General features: G+C 74.0%; 13 protein-coding genes. 7 read left to right on the plus strand and 6 right to left on the minus strand.

What is annotated here, in order from left to right:
- Positions 1-4: 4 nt before the first annotated feature.
- The 5 genes from ACFYXS_RS18425 to ACFYXS_RS18445 form a co-directional block, all read right to left on the minus strand.
- Positions 5-1,561, minus strand: a complete 1,557-nt coding sequence (locus ACFYXS_RS18425; protein WP_389249246.1) for an alpha/beta hydrolase — start codon at positions 1,559-1,561, stop codon at positions 5-7.
- 110 nt (positions 1,562-1,671) lie between these two features.
- Positions 1,672-2,697 (minus strand): hypothetical protein, encoded by a 1,026-nt coding sequence (locus ACFYXS_RS18430; RefSeq protein WP_389249248.1) that lies wholly within the window; start codon positions 2,695-2,697, stop codon positions 1,672-1,674.
- Positions 2,698-2,943: 246 nt separating this feature from the next.
- Positions 2,944-4,155, minus strand: a complete 1,212-nt coding sequence (locus tag ACFYXS_RS18435; protein ID WP_389249250.1) for a DNA polymerase III subunit delta' — start codon at positions 4,153-4,155, stop codon at positions 2,944-2,946.
- Positions 4,156-4,242: 87 nt separating this feature from the next.
- Complete coding sequence (locus ACFYXS_RS18440; RefSeq protein ID WP_389249252.1) at positions 4,243-4,890, minus strand: hypothetical protein; 648 nt, start codon at positions 4,888-4,890, stop codon at positions 4,243-4,245.
- Positions 4,891-5,047: 157 nt separating this feature from the next.
- Positions 5,048-5,836, minus strand: a complete 789-nt coding sequence (locus ACFYXS_RS18445) for an SDR family NAD(P)-dependent oxidoreductase (protein ID WP_389249254.1) — start codon at positions 5,834-5,836, stop codon at positions 5,048-5,050.
- Between the two features lie 165 nt (positions 5,837-6,001).
- On the opposite strand from ACFYXS_RS18445, the gene ACFYXS_RS18450 reads away from it, so the two are divergent.
- Positions 6,002-7,009, plus strand: a complete 1,008-nt coding sequence (locus tag ACFYXS_RS18450; RefSeq protein ID WP_389249256.1) for a sigma-70 family RNA polymerase sigma factor — start codon at positions 6,002-6,004, stop codon at positions 7,007-7,009.
- A gap of 27 nt (positions 7,010-7,036) precedes the next feature.
- On the opposite strand, the gene ACFYXS_RS18455 is transcribed toward ACFYXS_RS18450, so the two are convergent.
- A complete protein-coding gene (locus ACFYXS_RS18455; protein WP_389249258.1) occupies positions 7,037-9,067 on the minus strand; it encodes an asparagine synthase-related protein in 2,031 nt (676 codons plus the stop codon).
- A 773-nt stretch (positions 9,068-9,840) separates the two neighbouring features.
- On the opposite strand from ACFYXS_RS18455, the gene ACFYXS_RS18460 reads away from it, so the two are divergent.
- The 6 genes from ACFYXS_RS18460 (at position 9,841) to ACFYXS_RS18485 (ending at position 17,400) form a co-directional block, all read left to right on the plus strand.
- Positions 9,841-11,253 (plus strand): MFS transporter, encoded by a 1,413-nt coding sequence (locus ACFYXS_RS18460; protein WP_389249260.1) that lies wholly within the window; start codon positions 9,841-9,843, stop codon positions 11,251-11,253.
- Between the two features lie 190 nt (positions 11,254-11,443).
- Positions 11,444-11,674 carry a hypothetical protein gene (locus ACFYXS_RS18465; protein WP_389249262.1) on the plus strand — a complete coding sequence of 77 codons (231 nt, stop codon included), beginning with the start codon at positions 11,444-11,446 and terminating at the stop codon, positions 11,672-11,674.
- A 257-nt stretch (positions 11,675-11,931) separates the two neighbouring features.
- Positions 11,932-13,596, plus strand: a complete 1,665-nt coding sequence (locus ACFYXS_RS18470) for a hypothetical protein (protein ID WP_389249264.1) — start codon at positions 11,932-11,934, stop codon at positions 13,594-13,596.
- Positions 13,597-13,744: 148 nt separating this feature from the next.
- Positions 13,745-14,959: an L-2-hydroxyglutarate oxidase gene (gene lhgO / locus ACFYXS_RS18475; protein WP_389249266.1), complete on the plus strand. Its 1,215-nt coding sequence runs from the start codon at positions 13,745-13,747 to the stop codon at positions 14,957-14,959.
- A 12-nt stretch (positions 14,960-14,971) separates the two neighbouring features.
- Entirely contained in the window at positions 14,972-15,724 is a 753-nt protein-coding gene (gene trmB, locus ACFYXS_RS18480) for a tRNA (guanosine(46)-N7)-methyltransferase TrmB (protein WP_389249268.1), read from the plus strand.
- Between the two features lie 104 nt (positions 15,725-15,828).
- Complete coding sequence (locus ACFYXS_RS18485; RefSeq protein WP_389249270.1) at positions 15,829-17,400, plus strand: PrsW family intramembrane metalloprotease; 1,572 nt, start codon at positions 15,829-15,831, stop codon at positions 17,398-17,400.
- Positions 17,401-17,513: the final 113 nt, after the last annotated feature.

Here is a 17,513-nt window from a genome sequence, read left to right on the forward strand (position 1 = left end):
CCGGTCAGCAGGTCTTGCCGGCGGCGGGCGGGGTGCCCTTGAGGAGGTAGGTGTTGACGGCCTTGTCGATGCAGTCGTTGCCGCGGGCGTAGGCGGTGTGGCCGTCGCCCTTGTAGGTCAGCAGGACGCCGGAGTCGAGCTGCTCGGCGAGGGACTTCGCCCAGCCGTAGGGGGTCGCGGGGTCGCGGGTGGTGCCGACCACGAGGATGGGGGCGGCGCCGCGGGCCTCGATGCGCTGGGGGTGGCCGGTGGGGTGGACGGGCCAGTAGGCGCAGATGAGGCTGGACCACGCGAGGTTGTCGCCGAAGTGCGAGGAGGCCTCGCGGAAGGTGGAGACCGCCTGATCGGCGGCGGGCGGGCCGGTGAGGGCCGGCGGGAGATCGGTGCAGTTCACCGCGGCGTTGGCGTACATGAGGTTCGAGTAGTGGCCCTGGTTGTCGCGCTCGTAGTACGAGTCGGACAGGCGGAGCAGAACGCTGCCGTCACCCTTGGCGGCCTTGGCGAGCCCGGTGCGCAGGGTGGGCCACATGCTCTCGTCGTACATCGCGGAGATCACGCCGGTGGTGCCGAGCGCCTCGGTCAGCTTGCGGCTGGAGCCGGTGGGCAGCGGCTTGGCGTCCAGGGAGCGGAAGACGGCGTCCAGGCGTCGGCCGGCGTCGGCGGTGCTCTTGGTGCCGAGCGGGCAGTCGTGCCGGCCGATGCAGTCCTTGGCGAAGGCGTCGAAGGCGACCTCGAACCCGCCGGCCTGGGCGCGGCTGCTCTCCAGGGCGGAGACGGACGGGTCGATGGCACCGTCCAGGACGAATCGGCCGACGCGCTGGGGGAACAGGCCGGCGTAGGTGGCGCCGAGGAAGGTGCCGTAGGACTTGCCGACGTAGTTCAGCTTCGCGTCGCCGAGCAGCGAGCGGAAGATGTCCATGTCGCGGGCGGCGTCGACGGTGGTCACGTGTTCCAGCAGCTTGCCGGAGCGCTGCTTGCAGCCGTTGGCGAAGGTCTTGTCCGCGGCGACGAGCTTGTCGACCTCGCCCTTGTTGTCGGGGGTGACGTCGGTGGCCGAGTAGGTGTCCATCTGCTTGTCGGGCAGGCACACGATCGGCTCGCTGCGGGCGACGCCCCGCGGGTCCATGGCGGCCATGTCGTACCGCGCGGTGACGGCCGAGGGGTAGCCGAAGGCGGCGTACTGCAGGTAGTCGATGGCCGAGCCGCCGGGGCCGCCCGGGTTGACCAGCAGGGAGCCGAGGCGCTTGCTGGGACCCGCGGCCTTCTTGCGGGCGACGGCCAGGTTGAGGTCCGTGCCGCCCGAAGGATGCTTGTAGTCGAGCGGCGCCTTCATCGTGCCGCACTGCATGCCGGGCATGTCCTTGCACGCCTGCCAGCTGATCTTCTGCTCGTAGTACGGCCGTAGATCCTGCGGGATGTCCGCGGGCAGGGCACTGAGCGATTCCGCGGCCGACGTGGCCGCGGAGGAATGGCTCGTCCCCCCGGTCGTACAGGCGGACAACAGGAACCCGGCGACCGCGAGGACGGTGCCGGAAGTACGGAGCAGGCGCGGGGTGTCCATCAGAGCCTCGGTTCCTCGTGGTGGTATTTGCGAGCGTATCCGCACGGCCGCGGGCGAACCGTTATCCACAGCCCTCATACGGGTGATTCCGCGACAGAGTCCGAATACGGTCACGGCCGTCCGGGCCCGTCCAGCTTCTCGGTGACGTATCCCGCGACCAGCGCGAAGAGCCTGCGCCGGGGGGTGATGTTGTCCAGTACCCGCACTTCGGCGGGCACCCCGCGCATCCGGTCCCGCAGGGCGAGGGCGGAGCTGCGGGCGCTCTCCTCGCCCGAGGGGACGGCGAGCAGCAGCTGCGGGCGCGCCGCGGCGCGGTCCGGGTACGCGTCGCCGCCGTACGGCCGTGAGGGGGAACGGGCGGGGCCGCTCTCCAGGTCCTGGGGGCCATCCGGTTCGTAGGCGCCGGAGACGCCGATCGCGGCCGCGTACCGGGAGGGGTGCCCCAACTGCCCGCGCACCACGCACGCCGCGTCCTGGCCCACGCCGAGCACCGCGCGGGCGGTCCGGCCCGGCAGGACGCGGTAGAGCCGGCCCACCGCGTCCGGCAGCTCCACCGCCCCGCCGCCGCAGCGGGCGGGCAGCACGACGACGACGGGATCGGCGAGGCCGCGCAGCGACTGGGCGGCGAACCCGGCGAACAGGTCCGGGTCGGCGGGGTCGAGGTGGGCGACGACCAGGGGGAAGTACAGCCCGGCGGAGTTCGGGAAGTCGTACTGCGGCGGCAGCCAGACGCGCGTGCCGTCCTCCAGTTCCTCCAGCGTGCCGCCGGAGGGATGTCCCAGGGTGCGCGGCGGGGCGTCGTCCTCCTCCGGCTCCGGGGGCTGCCCGGGCCGGACGTCCTCGGGTGCGGGCGGCGCCGGGGCCGCCGCGACGACCACGTCCCGGGCCCCGTCCGGCGCGAGGCCCGCGAGCGGCGGGAAGGCCGCCGTCAGGAACGCGGCACCGAGGGCCAGGACCGCCCCGCCCGCCCGCAGCGCCGCGCCGCCGTAGGCGACGGGCAGCTCGTAGACGCGGCCCGCGCGCTGCTCCCACCAGTGCCGCAGCGCCGAACGGGCGAGCAGCAGTGCGGCGGCGCCGGCCAGCGCCGGCAACGCGTACAGAAGGACGACCTCGGCCACCATGGGCACGTACGGCACACCACCTCGCGCAGGTCCCCCACAGCCCTCCGGGCGCGGACGGGCACCCACGCCGGAGGCAGGGGCGCGCCCCCGCTCGCTTCGCTCACCCCCGCGGGGACAGGGAGCGGGGGCACCGGACGCCAGCCTGGGGCAAGGGCCCGCGCGGCACCGGGCGACGACGCGGCGGAACGCAAACGATCACCCGTCCGCCGCACAAATGAGCAGGTCGGCGGCCCTGGGAGGGCGTCCGCGACGGCGGTGCGGTCAGCCGGCCCGCAGCGCCAGCGTCATCGCCTCGACCGCCAGCAGCGGCGCCACGTTCCGGTCGAGCGCGTCGCGGCAGGCCAGGACGGCCTCGATGCGGCGCAGCGAGTTCTCCGGGCGGGAGCCGGACGCGATGCGCTCCACGGCGTCCCGCGCCTCGAGGTTCGCGATGGCCACGGACGTGCCGACCTGCACCGCCAGCACGTCCCGGTAGAAGCCCGCCAGGTCGGTGAGGGCGAGGTCGAGGGTGTCGCGCTGGGTCCGGGTGGAGCGGCGCTTCTGGCGATCGGCGAGGTCCTTCATCACGCCCGCCGTGCCGCGCGGCATACGGCTGCCCGCCCCCGCGGAGGCGCCGAGCGCGGTGCGCAACTCCTCGGTCTCCTTGCCGTCGAGCTCCTCCGACAGCTGCTTGGCGTCCTCCGTCGCCGCGTCCACGAGTTCCTGCGCGGCCTTGAGGCAGCCGCCGACGTCGTCCACGCGCAGCGGCAGCTTCAGCACGGCCGCCCGCCGCGCCCTGGCCTGCTCGTCGGTGGCCAGCCGGCGCGCCCGGTCCATGTGGCCCTGGGTGGCGCGGGCGACGGCCTCGGCGACCTGCGGGTCGATGCCGTCACGGCGTACGAGCGCATCGGCGACCGCCTGGACGGGCGGGGTGCGCAGCACCAGGTGACGGCAGCGGGAGCGGATCGTCGGCAGGACGTCCTCGATGGAGGGCGCGCACAGCAGCCACACCGTGCGCGGCGCGGGCTCCTCGACGGCCTTCAGCAGCACATTGCCGGCGCCCTCGGTCAGGCGGTCGGCGTCCTCCAGGACGATGACCTGCCAGCGGCCGGACGCCGGGGACAGGATGGAGCGGCGGACGAGGTCACGGGTGTCCTTGACGCCGATGGAGAGCAGATCGGTGCGCACCACCTCGACGTCGGCATGGGTGCCGATCAGCGTGGTGTGGCACCCGTCGCAGAAGCCGCAGCCCGGAGCGCCGCCCAGGGCCCGGTCCGGGCTCACGCACTGCAGCGCGGCGGCGAAGGCGCGTGCCGCCGTGTCGCGGCCCGCGCCGGGCGGGCCCGTGAACAGCCAGGCGTGGGTCATCTTCGACGCGGACGGCAAGGCGGTGCCCGCGGCGGCGGCCGTCACAAAGGCGTCGGCGTCACGCGCGGCGGCGGCAAGCTGCTCCGTCACCCGGTCCTGGCCGACCACGTCGTCCCATACCGCCATCGTGCCCGTCCGTCCTGTGGTGCTCCTCGGTGTCCTACGGCTCCACCATTGTCGGGCACGGCACCGACAGCCCCGCCTCCGGCGGTCTCAGCCCGCCGCCCTGCGGTGCCGGCTGACCCTGCGCGCCGGGCGCCGCCTGCGCAGCAGCACCGCCGCGGCCCCGGTCCCGCACAGGGCGGCCGCGGCCAGCGCCGCCCCGACCGCGCCCGCCGTCCCCGACGCCTCCCCCAAGGTGCCCGAGGCCGCAGACAACGGCCCCTGGCCCGGCAGCACCACGGCCGTCGAAGCGGCGGGCACCGGGGTGTACGAGGGCACCGGCGAGGCCGGCGCCGCCGGTGCGGGCGTCTGCGTCATCGCCGCACACGCCACCGTGAAGCTGCGCGGCTTCGCGCCGTCTCCCAGCCATGTCAGCCGGTAGCCGCCGTTGGCGAGCACAATGCGGGCCGAACTGCCCGTCCCCTCGTCCCCCGTCACAAAGGTGCCGTTCATCGCCGGGCCGCCCTTGGCGCGGCCCACGGACCAGTTGACCGCCTGCCCAGGCCCGAAGCCCTCGCCGCGTATGTGGAAGGTGCACACCGTGGCCTTGTCGCCCCGGACCGCACCCAGTGCCTCGTCGTAGACGGCGACCGTGCCCTTCCCGTCACCGCTCTCCTTGGTGGCGTACGCGACCGGGCCGAGGGCCACCAGGGCCGCCAGCCCGGCGAGGACGACCGCCGTGACGGAAGGGATGCGCATGAGGAGAGTTTCCCGGATTCCTCCTGCGACGCCAAAGCGGGGTGGTCATGGCGGGCGCCAGGGGTCGCTCCCGCGTGTGACGTTGCGTCATATCCCGTGTGCAGGGCCCGCCTCGGCGTCACGAGGTGTCATGCGGTGCGCCCTTGCACCGAAGACGCTAGTCGTCCAGGCCGCCCATGGTCAGGTTGACGATGGTCCCCGTCATCCCGCTCGCCTTGTCGGACGCCATGAAGGCTGCCGTGCCGGCCACCTCTTCGAGCGTCATGACCCGCCGCGGGTGGGTGCCGCCCGCCAAGTGGCCCTGGAACTGCTCCCACGTCATGACGCCTTTGGCCTTGACGTCGAAGACCTCCGCCATCGTGCCGGTCTCGGGGATGCCGTGGGGCCTCAGGCCGACCACGCGAATGCCCTGAGGGGCGAGTTCGTACGACAGGTCGCGCGTGAGCGCCTCCTTCGCGGCCTGCGCCGGACCGTATCCCCCGTTCAACGGGGAGCCCATTCGCGCCGGAAGTGCGGTGACGGTCATGATCACCCCCGACGCGTTCGGGATCATGTGCCGTGCCGCCAGGCGTGCGGTCAGGAAGTACGACGTGGTGTAGGCGGTGATCGGAAGGGCGAAAAGCGCGGCGTCCATCTCGGTCAGGGGTACACCCAGAATCCCCGTGTCCGGAATGCCGACCGCGTTGAAGGAGATGTCGACGCGGCCCGCCGTGCCGATCACGGACCTCAGGTGCCTGTCCACGGCCTGCTCGTCGAGGGCGTCGACCTCGGCCGCCTCGGCGGATCCGCCGGAGGTGACGATGTCCTTCGCGACGACGTCGACGGGTGCCTGGAGGCGTCCGGTGAGGAAGACCCTGGCCCCCTCGTCCGCGAAGGCCCGTGCGACGGCGCCGCCGATCGCGCCGCCGGCTCCGTAGACCACCGCGACCTTGTCCTGCAGGATCATTTTCTGGTTCCCCTCTGTGCCCGGGTGAATCCGACGACGATGCAGACACCGCGCCGCCCGGAAAACGGGCGCCCGCCGGCCGCCCAGTTCGCGGGCCCGCCGGTGTCCGTATCCCGGTGGGCGGGCGACAACGAGCGGGAAGAGGGTGGCGTGACGGTGAGGGTCGTGACAGCAGAACTGATCGCGAAGGCGCGGGCCGGGGACGGCGACGCGTTCCGCGAACTGACCGAGCCGTACCACCGGGAGCTGCAGGTGCACTGCTACCGGATGCTCGGTTCCTTCCAGGATGCCGAAGAGGTACTCCAGGACACCCTGCTGGCGGCCTGGCAGGGCCTCGCCGGGTTCGAGGAGCGTGCCTCCCTGCGCACCTGGCTCTACCGCATCGCCACCAACCGATGTCTCAACGCGCGCCGTGCGGCGAGCCGACGGCCTCCCAAGGAGTGGGACGTGCCCCACGTCGAGCAGCCGCGCCCCACCCGGCTCGGCGAGGTCGTTTGGCTCGAGCCGTTTCCCGACAGCCTGTTGGGGGGCGTCGGCGACGTGCCACTGGGCCCCGAGGCCCGCTACGAGCGGACCGAATCCGTCTCCTTGGCCTTCGTGACCGCCCTGCAGGTGCTCCCACCGCGCCAGATCGCCGTCCTCATCCTGCGTGACGTCCTCGGATTCCACGCGAACGAGGTCGCGGGGATGCTGGACTCGACCGTCGACTCGGTCAACAGCGCGCTGAAGCGAGCCCGTGTCGGCCTGGAGCGCCGGCGGTCGGCGTCGGCCGGCCGTGAGGCGGCCGCCGCCTGCGGCTCACCGGCCGAGGACGCCATCGTGGCGAGGTTCGTCCAGGCGTACGAGGACGCCGATCTCGACGCCCTGGTAGGCCTGTTGACGGACGACGTCTTCATGTCGATGCCACCGATGCCGTTCGAGTACGAGGGCCGGGAGGTCGTGATCGGCTTCATGAGCCGCCTCTTCGGCGCGAGCCGCAGGTTCGAGCTCGTCCCGACGCGGGCCAACGGCCAGCCGGCGTTCGGGGCGTACCTGCGCGCCCCTGACGGCGCCCGCCACGGAACCGGCCTCATCGTGCTCACCCTCGCCGGTGGACGGGTCTGTGCCATGACCCGGTTCGAGAACAGCGTGCTGCCCTCGTTCGGGCTCCCCCGGTCGCTTCCCGGCCGGTAGCCGGACGCCGCGAGGCCGAGGCCGGGCTCAGATCGTGAGGCGGTGCACGCCGCCCGCCACGGCGCGCTGCGCGGGGGCGTCGGTGCCGGTCCAGCAGGAGCCGCGGCGGGCGAGGAGGCGTCGCAACCACACCTCGGTGGCGACCAGTTCGGCGAGGCCGTCGGTGGCGACGGGTTCCCCGCCGGCGGCCGCGCGCAGGGCGGCGCGGACGACACGCGCCTCGACGAGGCCGGCGTCCGCGAGCAGCGGGGCGTCGAAGAGGTCGAGGAGGCCGTCGACGGAGGCGCGCAGGCCGGTGCGGGCGGCGGCGGCCGCGGAGACCTGGGAGTTGGCGCCCCAGCCCGGGGGGAGGTCGCGGATGCCCGCGCCCTCCAGGACCGAGCGCAGCACCGTGGCGCGGGCACCGGGCTGGACGCGCAGGGTCTCGGGGAGCGCGCGGCAGGCGCGGACGACCTGGTTGTCGAGAAAGGGGGCGTGGATCCGCTGGCTGCGCACCTCCGCGGCCTGCTCGAAGACGCGGTGGTCGGCGGCGTGCCGGGCGAGCGCGGCCTGCGCGCGGCGCTCACCGGGGCGTTCGACCGCGGTACGGGGACGGGCCGCCGCCTCCTGCAGGCGAACCGATACTTCAGCCAGCGCCTCGCCGGTGAGCCAGCGTGCCGCCGGGCCCGGACGGCACCAGGCGAGCGCCGCCAGGGAGGCCTGGAGGGGGCCGGCGTGCTCGTCGAAGCGGCGCGCCATCAGTTGCGCGGCCGCGTTCTGCACACCCTGTTGATAACTCGTGCGGGCCAGCCGCCGTGCCGCGCGGTAGACAGTGAACGGTACGAACACCGAGCGGCCCGCGGGCCCGTCGGCGCGGGCGAGGGCCGTGACGGGTCTCAGCAGGCTGCGGCGGCGCCGGTCCAGCAGCAGGTCGGCCAGGCGCGCCGGGTGCGCGTCCAGCACCTGGCGGGCGCCGTGCCCGACGAGGTGGTCGGCGCCGCCCGCCGCGAGGCGCAGCCGGTGCCGTCCGGCGGCCACCAGGGAGGGCCCGGGCTCGTCGGTCAGGGGGACGGCCTCGAGGTCGGCGTAGGGCAGCGCCCGCGCGCCACCGGGCACGACCACATGGTGCAGGCGCGGGTCGGCGGCCAGGGCGCGGGCCCGCTCCAGTTCGGCCTCGCGGGCCGGACCGCCGCCCGCGGTGAGGTCGTTGAAGGTCACCGCGAGCAGCCGCTGGCCGGCCGCCGCGCCGTGCCCCAGCGGTGTGCCGGGCATACCGGGCAGTCCCGCCGCCAGCAGGGCGAGCGTGGAGGAGGCGCTGCCGCCGGACAGGTCGGAGCCCACGCCGGGCGCCGGTTCCTCCCCGGGCTCCGGTACGAAGCGGGGCTGCGTCAGCCGGGCGCGCACCGCGTCCACCAGGGCGTCCCGTACACCGGCGATCGCGCGCTCCGGCGGCACATGGGCGGCGGGAGTCCCGGCCACCGCCAGCGAGGCCGTCGGCTCGTAACCGCTCACCTCGGGCACCGCCTCCCGCAGGATCAGCGCGTGCCCCGGCGGCACCCGGCGCACGCCCGCGTACGGCGTGCCGTCGCCCAGCGCCTCGGGGGAGTCCGGGCAGGCGAGCAGTGCCGCCAGGTACGTCACGTCGAGCGCGGCCTCGGTCAGGTCGGCCAGCGGAAGCGCGGCCGTGGCGTACGCGGTGCCGCGCGCCCACCGCGTGTGGAACACCGGCCGGGCGCCGGCGAGATCGCCGAGCACGGTGATCCGGCGCCCTATCTGCAGGACACACGTGTAGCTGCCGGCCCAGGTCGTCAGATGGCGCAGCGCGCCGCCGCGCGCCGCGAAGAGCCCGACCCGCAGGTCGGCGTCGGAGGCGGCGCAACGGCCCAGCACGGCCAGCCGGGCGACGGAGCCGTTCTCGGCGTGCACCAGGCGCACCTCGTCGGCGCGCCAGTCGCCCACGGCCCACAGCGGATCGGGGTCACTCCACAGGAGTTGGGCGCCCACCGGAAGCAGCGTGCGGCCGCGCGCCCCGGGGACCTGGCCCACTGCGGCGTTGCTCCAGCCCACCAGCCACCGCATCGCCCGCCTCCACAGGTTGTGGACCAGGGGGGCCTCTTCGTGGACAACTGGCCCCCGCGGCAGGCCGAACTGCCGCTCCGTCCGGGGAACATGCTGCCACGGAGCGGCGCGAAAGGAGGCGCATGAGGGCATGGTCGAGCGCCGGGCCCCGTGCGACGCACGGTCCGGCGAGGGGCCGTTTAGACCCAACTCCCCGCTGATCAAAGGCACTTCGCGTGCATCGACGGACTTGAAACGTCATTTTCAGGCCAATGTCCCACCGGCCCGCATTCGTCCGTTGTGCGCCATGTGGGCGGCGCGGTCCGGGAGGCGTGGCACGCCCCCCGGACCGGTCCGCCACCCGCGGGGATTGTGGTGGCGGAGCCCCCTGGCCCGCTGCTGCCCCCCATAGCCGCAAATGAGAGCCGCGGGCCGACCCACGGCACCATGGAAGCGCCACCGTACGAATCGGCACAGAGCGCGCGGATGGGCGCACGGCCGCATACGCCGGTAGCACGCGCCACCAGCAGGAGTCGCGAGGCCGCATTCAGGGCAGGAATCTCGCCATCCGGGACAACAGCTCTTAACGGTCGGGATGCGGAGAACTACCCTGGGTTCACCCGAGAAGCGAAGGTCCCGGCGGCTCGGGGTCCGGCGCATGCCCTCGGGCGGCGGCGGTCCCCGCTCGTCTCCACAAGAGACGCCGGGGCAGCCGTTGTGGTGCGTCGAGAGGGTGTGACAGGCGTGGCAGGCGTACACGGCCCTCGCGCTTACGGCGAGAGGTGGTAGTGGTCATGACCAAAGAACCCCGAGGGCCCAACGAGAAACTCGGCACCCTTCTCGCCCTGGCCGGCATCAGCAACGCGGGACTCGCCCGCCGGGTCAACGACCTGGGCGCCCAACGCGGTTTGACCCTGCGGTACGACAAGACCTCGGTCGCCCGCTGGGTGGCCAAGGGCATGGTCCCGCAGGGCGCCGCCCCGCACCTCATCGCGGCCGCCATCGGCAGCAAGCTCGGCCGTCCCGTGCCGCTGCACGAGATCGGCCTGGCCGACGCCGACCCCGCGCCCGAGGTGGGCCTCGCCTTCCCGCGCGACATCGGGGAGGCGGTGAAGTCCGCGACCGACCTGTGGAAGCTCGACCCCGGCCGGCGCGGCCCGGGCGGCGGCGGCATCTGGCAGAGCCTGGCCGGGTCGTTCGCGGTCAGCGCGTACGTCACGCCCGCCTCCCGCTGGCTGATAACCCCGGCCGACGCCCGCGTCGCCCGCGAGGACCCGGCCCCGGGCATGCACCACGTCGGCCACTCCGACGTCGGCAAACTCCGCGAGGCCGCGGAGGACGCGCGCCGCTGGGACTCCAAGTACGGGGGCGGCGACTGGCGTTCGGGCATGGTCTCGGAGTGCCTGCGGGTCGAGGCGGCGCCGCTGCTGCTCGGCTCGTACTCCGACGACGTCGGCCGGTCGCTGTTCGGCGCCACCGCCGAACTCACCCGGCTGGCGGGGTGGATGGCCTTCGACACCGGGCAGCAGGAGGCCGCGCAGCGGTACTACATCCAGGCGCTGCGGCTCGCCCGCGCCGCGGCCGACGTCCCCCTCGGGGGCTACGTCCTGGCGTCCATGTCGCTGCAGGCCACCTACCGCGGCTTCGCCGACGAGGGTGTCGACCTCGCCCAGGCGGCCCTGGAACGCAACCGCGGGCTGGCCACGGCGCGCACGATGTCGTTCTTCCACCTGGTCGAGGCCCGCGCCCACGCCAAGGCCGGGGAGAGCCACGCCTGCGCGGCCGCGCTGGCCGCCGCCGAGTCCTGGCTCGACCGCGCCCGCGACGGCGACGCGGACCCGGCCTGGCTCGGCTTCTACTCCTACGACCGGCTCGCAGCGGACGCCGCAGAGTGCTACCGCGACCTCAAGGTGCCCGGCCAGGTGCGGCGGTTCACGGAGACGGCGCTCGCCCGGCCCACCGAGGAGTTCGTGCGCTCGCACGGGCTGCGGCTGGTCGTCTCGGCCGTCGCGGAGCTGGAGTCCGGCAACCTGGACGCGGCCTGCGCGGCCGGCGTCAAGGCGGTCGAGGTCGCCGGGCGGATCTCCTCGGCCCGTACCACCGAGTACGTGCGGGACCTGCTGCACCGGCTGGAGCCGTACGGCAACGAGCCGCGGGTCGCGGAGCTGCGGGAGCGGGCGCGCCCGCTGCTGGCGGCGCCGGCGTAGGGCGTCGTCACTCGCCCCGGCGCGCGTTCGTGCGCGTGCCGGGGGCGCTTCGCTCGACGGCGACGGCCGTGAGGGCGCGCCCTCCACCACCATTGCCGTCGACCGGGAGACCCCGGTCCGGACGACCCGCCCGAACCCGCCGCGGCTCGCCCTCACCAGGCTGGGCGGCCCGCGTCCCGGCGCGTTCGTCGTGGACGTGAAGCCCGCCGCCGCGGACCAGAACCGCAGGCTCAGCGGCTGCAACTGTGAGTTCAGCGGCTCCTGCGGCTTCTCCGGTCCGCAGAGGATCAACGGCGGGACCGGCACGCTCGGCCGGCAGCCGCCCTGCAACGGGCCCTGCACGCCGGAGGTCTGGTCCGTCGACCGCCACGGGACCGGCACGAGCGGGACGCCCGCCACCGCGGACTTCGTGATCCGCTGACGCACCGGCAGGCCGGCACGAAGGGGCTCCACGATGTGGGGCCCTTCCGCTTTCCCTGCTCCGGTCGCGGATCACGGGTCAGGGGTCACGGGTCACGGGTCACGGGTCACGGGTCACGGGTCACGGCAATCGCACCGCGACCTGTGATGTTTCTGTGACGTGCCCATGTACAACGAAGCCGGTTTCCGGCAGGTCTGAAGGACGTGTGCCCAGGACGGCGCACGCGACAGACACCGAGACCCGACAAGGAAGCGTTGATGAGACGTTCCGTCCGCAGTTCCGTCCCCCGGGCAGCGCGCGCGCTCGCGGCGGTCGCTGTCCTGGCCGCCGGGTTCGGAGCCGCCGCGCCCGCCGTCGCCGCCGACGGCGCCCCGCTGCCGGTCAGCATCACCGGCGCGAACCGCGTCGATCTCTCGCTCCAGGGCGACAACGACGACCCGAGCGAGCCGCAGGTCACCCTGCGCCTCGCGGCGCCCGGCGACGACGAGCCGGGCGACGACGGCGTGATCCCCGTCGTCCACGAGGGCGAGTACAAGATCAGGATCGACGCCACGGCCCTCGCCGGTGTCGCGGCCGTCAAGCTGCCCTGCGCCGCGAGCGGTCTGACCGCCGTCTGCGAGGGCAACACCATCAACGCCGGCGAGCTGAACAACCGCCTCGGCGGCATCCGGCTGGACCTCAACAGCCAGAGCGAGGCCGGTGACTTCGGCTCCATCAAGGTCACCGGTGAGGGCGAGGGCGTCGACTTCACGCCGCTCACCATCGACGTGCTCGTCGGCGGCCCCGAACTCCTGGGCCACAACCTGAGCGAGCCCAAGGGCTTCGCCGCGGGCGACACCTACGACGCCCCGGTCGGGTTCCGCAACGCCGGCGGGATGTCCGCCGACGGCGCCGTGCTGCGCTTCCACGGCTCACGCGGGCTCAGCTTCCCCGAGAGCTTCGGCAACTGCGCCTACAAGCAGACCACCGACGGGTCGCTGCTGCACCAGGGCACGGACGCGATCTGCACCTTCGACGGCGTCTACAAGCCCGGCACGGCCTACACCCTGGCCGGGCCGCTGAAGGTGAAGACGGCCGGCTTCGCGCTCGGCGACGTCCTCGGCTACGGCTTCTCCGCGGTCAGCGCGCAGAAGGCGAAGGCCCTGCTGACGGGGGACGACTACACGCCCGGCACCGGCGCGCCGCTGACCCTCAAGGAGGTCCCGGGCGCCCCGGCCGGTGACTACTCGCGCTACACCGAGCTGGACCTGCCCAGCCACAACACCTACGACCTCGTGCTGACCGGCGCCACCGCCCGGGGCGGGGTGGGCGACACGGTGACGGCGGACATCGGGTTCCGCAACGACGGCCCCGCCTGGATCAGCGCGCTGCGCTCGGGCGGTGAGCCGCTCGGCTTCACGGTCGGCGTGCCCGCGGGCGCCAAGGTGACCAAGAGCCCCAGCAGCTGCCGCTTCACCACCATCGACGAGGGTGTCAAGGGCTACCTGTGCTGGGTGGACACCCCGCTCCTGGAGAACACCAAGCTCTCCTTCCCGTTCCAGCTGCGCATCGACACGGTCGTGGAGAACGCCAAGGCCAAGATCACGCTGCCGGCCTGGAACAACCCGCACGAGCCCAACCAGTCCGACAACACCGCGTGGATCGTCCTGAACCCCGCCGACGACGACGGGTCGTCGACGGACGGATCGTCCTCCGGCGGCACGTCGCCGAGCCCGAGCCCGTCCTCCTCCGACGACGGGTCGTCCGTCTCGGGCGGGACGTCCGGCGACAGCGGTGCGGCCTCCTCCGGGGGCGACTCCGGTGGCGGCGGCCTCGCGTTCACCGGCGCCGCCGGCGCGCTGACCATCGGCGGTGCCGCGCTCCTCATACTCGGCCTGGGCACCGCGATCGTGGTCCTCGTCCGCCGCAAGTCGGCTGCCTGACGCTCGCGCAGCAGGTCACGACGGCCGCCGCACCGGTCCCGGTGCGGCGGCCGTCGCCGTCCGCGGGACGACCGCGTCACACCGGCCCCCTCACAGGTTTGACGGGGGCGCGGGCGGGCCAAGCCTCAAGCGGGAGGTGACCGCGCGCATGGACACCGCGGACGTCGTCGTGATCGGCGCCGGCATCGTCGGCCTGGCCACCGCGTACGCGATCACCCGTGCGTCGCCCCGGACGACCGTGGTCGTCCTGGACAAGGAACCGGGTCCGGCACGGCACCAGACCGGCCACAACAGCGGCGTGATCCACAGCGGCATCTACTACCGCCCCGGCTCGCTCAAGGCCCGCTACGCGACGCAGGGTGCCGCCGAGATGGTGAAGTTCTGCGCCCGGCACGACATCCCGCACGAGGTCACCGGCAAGCTGATCGTCGCCCCCACGCGCGAGGAGCTGCCCCGGCTGCACGCCCTGGTGCAGCGCGGCCGCACGAACAACATCCCGGTGCGCGAACTCGGCCCCGCCCAGATCGCCGAGCGCGAGCCGCACGTCGCGGGCCTGGCCGCGATCCACGTCGGCACCACCGGCGTGTGCGACTACACCGCCGTCGCCGAGGCGATGGCCCGCCTGGCCACCGAGTCCGGCGAGGCGCGCACGGCGTACGGCGCCGAGGTCCGGGCGGTCCACCGCGACGGCGGCACCGTGATCGTCGAACCCGCCGCCGGACCCCCGGTCCGCGCGAAGGTGCTCGTCAACTGCGCGGGCCTGCAGTCCGACCGGATCGCGCGGCTGGCCGGCGACGACACCACCGGGGTACGGATCGTGCCGTTCCGCGGCGAGTACTACGAGCTGGCCCCGGCCCGCACCGGGCTGGTGCGCGGCCTGGTCTACCCGGTGCCCGACCCCGCGTTCCCCTTCCTCGGCGTCCATCTGACCCGCGGCATCGACGGCACTGTGCACATCGGCCCCAACGCGGTGCCCGCCCCGGCCCGCGAGGGCTACCGGCGGCGCACGGTCAGCGCGCGCGACCTGCTGGAGACCGCCCTGTTCCCCGGTACTTGGCGGATCGCCCGCCGGCACTGGCGGTACGAGGCGGGCGAACTCCGCCGGTCGCTGTCGAAGCGGGCGTTCACCGAGGAGGTGCGCCGGCTGCTGCCCGAGGTGACCGCCGCCGACCTCGTGCCGTCCGCCGCCGGTGTGCGGGCGCAGGCGGTGCTGCGCGACGGGGAACTCGTCGACGACTTCCTCTTCGCGGGCAGCGGCCCCTTCGTGCACGTGCTCAACGCCCCGTCGCCCGCCGCGACCGCGTCCCTGCCGATCGGCAGGGAGATCGCCCGGCGGGCACTGGAGGCCGCGGGGCACACGTAAAATCGACCCACCATGTACAAGCCCCACACCCCCCACTTCCCGGGCGGCCCCGCCTCCCACCCGCATCCGGACGCGCACACCGAGCAGCGCATCCGCACCTTCCACCCCCGCCGCGGCCGGGTCACCCACGGGCAGCAGGCGGCACTGGAACGGCACTGGGCGGACTGGGGCGTCGACATCGACGGCAGCCCGCTGGACCTCGGCGCACTCTTCGCCGGCGCGGACCTCGCCCCGGACCGCCCGGTGGTCCTGGAGATCGGCTTCGGCATGGGCGACGCCACCGCGGCCATGGCCGCCGCCGACCCCGGGACCGGGATCCTCGCGGCGGACGTGCACACCCCCGGGCAGGGCAACCTGATCCGCCTCGCCGAGCGGAACGGCCTGTCCAACATCCGGGTCGCCAACGGCGACGCCGTCATCCTGCTGCGCGACATGCTCGCCCCCGGCTCACTGGCCGGGCTGCGGGTCTTCTTCCCCGACCCCTGGCCCAAGGCGCGGCACCACAAGCGCCGCATGATCCAGCCCGAGTTCGTGGCCCTGGCCGTCACGCGGCTGCGGTCCGGCGCGACCGTGCACTGCGCGACCGACTGGGAGCCGTACGCCGAGCAGATGCTCGAGGTGCTCGCCGCCGACCCCCACCTCGTCAACGCCCATGGGAGGGGCTACGCGCGGCCGCGCCCGGAACACCGGCCGATGACCAAGTTCGAGCGGCAGGGCATCGCCAAGGGCCACGTGGTCAACGACCTGGTCTTCACCCGCCGGTAGCACCTGTTGACGTCGGCCGGACACCGGGCGATCGTTGTGGCTCACCAGTGACGTTGTGCGTAACACCGTCGCGCGCCGCAACCACTCCCCCGTAAGGTCGATGGGTGTCCTCGTACTCGCATTCGCCCGACCCGCCCCTGCCGGGCCCGGCGGCCCACCCGGACGTCCCCGAGTACCCGGAACGCCGGCACGAACCGAGTTTCGCGCTGCCCGCACCCGGCCAGTGGCACTACAAGCCGCGCCGCCACTTCTGGGAGAACCGGACGCTGCGCCTGGTGGTGCTCTTCTCGGTGCTCGCGCTGTGCGGAGTGATCATCCTGGCCCTGGTGCGGCGGCAGACGGGCACCGAGGGCTTCCTCGTCGGCCTCGCCCTGGCGATCCTGCCCGTACCGCTGCTCGGCGGCGCCTTCCTGTGGCTGGACCGGGTCGAGCCCACCCCCCTGCGGAACGCCGTCTTCGCCTTCGCCTGGGGCGCGTGCGCCGCCACACTGGTCGCCATCCTCGCCAACGAGTACGCGACCGAACTGCTGGCCTCGACCTTCACCGCCAGCCCCGCGCAGAGCGACAGCTGGGGCGCCACCTTCGTCGCCCCCTTCGTGGAGGAGAGCGCCAAGGGCACCGCGATCCTGCTGCTCTTCCTCTTCCGCCGCCGTGACTTCACCGGCGTCGTCGACGGAGTCGTCATAGCCGGGCTCACCGCCACCGGCTTCGCCTTCACCGAGAACATCCTCTACCTCGGCTCGGGCTTCGCCGAGGACCAGGCGCTGGGCGGCGGGGGCGTCGGCCCCACCACCGCCGCGATGTTCGTGGTCCGGATCGTGATGACCCCGTTCGCCCACCCGCTCTTCACCTCGCTGACCGGCATAGGCTTCGGCATCGCCGCCACCTCCCGCCCCGGCCGGGCCCGCCGCTGGCTCGCCCCGATCGGCGGCTGGCTGCTCGCGATGACGCTGCACGGCACCTGGAACGGCTCCGCCTCCTTCGGCCCGCTGGGCTTCCTGGCCGTGTACGCGACGCTGATGATCCCGCTGTTCGGCCTGCTGGTCTGGCTCGCGATCTGGTCCCGTTCCCACGAGCTCAAGACCATCCGGACCCAACTCCCGCTCTACGCCATGGCCGGCTGGCTGACCCTGCCGGAGCCCCTCGCCATCGGCTCCATGCGAGGGCGCTCGCTGGCCCGCTCCGCCGCCCACCGCGCACAGGGCGCGGCCGCCGCCCGTACCGTGCGCGAGTACGTGTCCTTCGCCACCTCGCTGGCCTTCCTGCGGGCCCGCGCCAACCGCGGCGCCGCCGGCCCCGACTTCCACGCGCGGGAGCAGGAACTGCTGCACCACCTCTGGGAGCGCAAGACCGTCGCCCAGCCGGCGCTCACCCATGCGGCCCACACCATCCGCCCGCCGTTCCCGCCCGTGTACGCCTGGGCGCAGCGCCCCGCGGCCCCGTACGGAGCCGCGTCCTACGGGGCTCCGCAGTGGGGGGCGCCTCAGTGGAGCGCACCGCAATGGGGGTCGGCGGCGTACGGCGCGACGGGGGGCTGGGGACACCAGGTGCCCCTGCAGTCCTCCCCGGCGGCACCGGAGGCCCAGGCCCAGACCCCGGCCCCGGCTCAGGCACCCGCCCCGTACTGGCAGCAGCCGCCCCCCTACCCGTACTCGCAGGGCGGCCGCCACCGCTGATCCCGGGCGCCCCCGTGCCCGTGGCCGTTCACCGGCTGCGGTTGCCGGGGCCCCCGGCCGGGGTTGCAATGACGATGTGAGCCCCCACACGAGCAGCTCGCCCAGCCCCCGCC

This window comes from Streptomyces sp. NPDC002574, assembly GCF_042889545.1.
GTDB lineage: Bacteria > Actinomycetota > Actinomycetes > Streptomycetales > Streptomycetaceae > Actinacidiphila.

Coding starts and splice junctions, on each gene's coding strand:
- ACFYXS_RS18445 (WP_389249254.1), bottom strand. CDS start 5,836: ATGATCCTGCAGGACAAGGTCGCGGTGGTCTACGGAGCCGGCGGCGCG.
- ACFYXS_RS18460 (WP_389249260.1), top strand. CDS start 9,841: ATGACCAAAGAACCCCGAGGGCCCAACGAGAAACTCGGCACCCTTCTC.
- ACFYXS_RS18470 (WP_389249264.1), top strand. CDS start 11,932: ATGAGACGTTCCGTCCGCAGTTCCGTCCCCCGGGCAGCGCGCGCGCTC.
- ACFYXS_RS18455 (WP_389249258.1), bottom strand. CDS start 9,067: ATGCGGTGGCTGGTGGGCTGGAGCAACGCCGCAGTGGGCCAGGTCCCC.
- trmB (WP_389249268.1), top strand. CDS start 14,972: ATGTACAAGCCCCACACCCCCCACTTCCCGGGCGGCCCCGCCTCCCAC.
- ACFYXS_RS18435 (WP_389249250.1), bottom strand. CDS start 4,155: ATGGCGGTATGGGACGACGTGGTCGGCCAGGACCGGGTGACGGAGCAG.
- lhgO (WP_389249266.1), top strand. CDS start 13,745: ATGGACACCGCGGACGTCGTCGTGATCGGCGCCGGCATCGTCGGCCTG.
- ACFYXS_RS18440 (WP_389249252.1), bottom strand. CDS start 4,890: ATGCGCATCCCTTCCGTCACGGCGGTCGTCCTCGCCGGGCTGGCGGCC.
- ACFYXS_RS18425 (WP_389249246.1), bottom strand. CDS start 1,561: ATGGACACCCCGCGCCTGCTCCGTACTTCCGGCACCGTCCTCGCGGTC.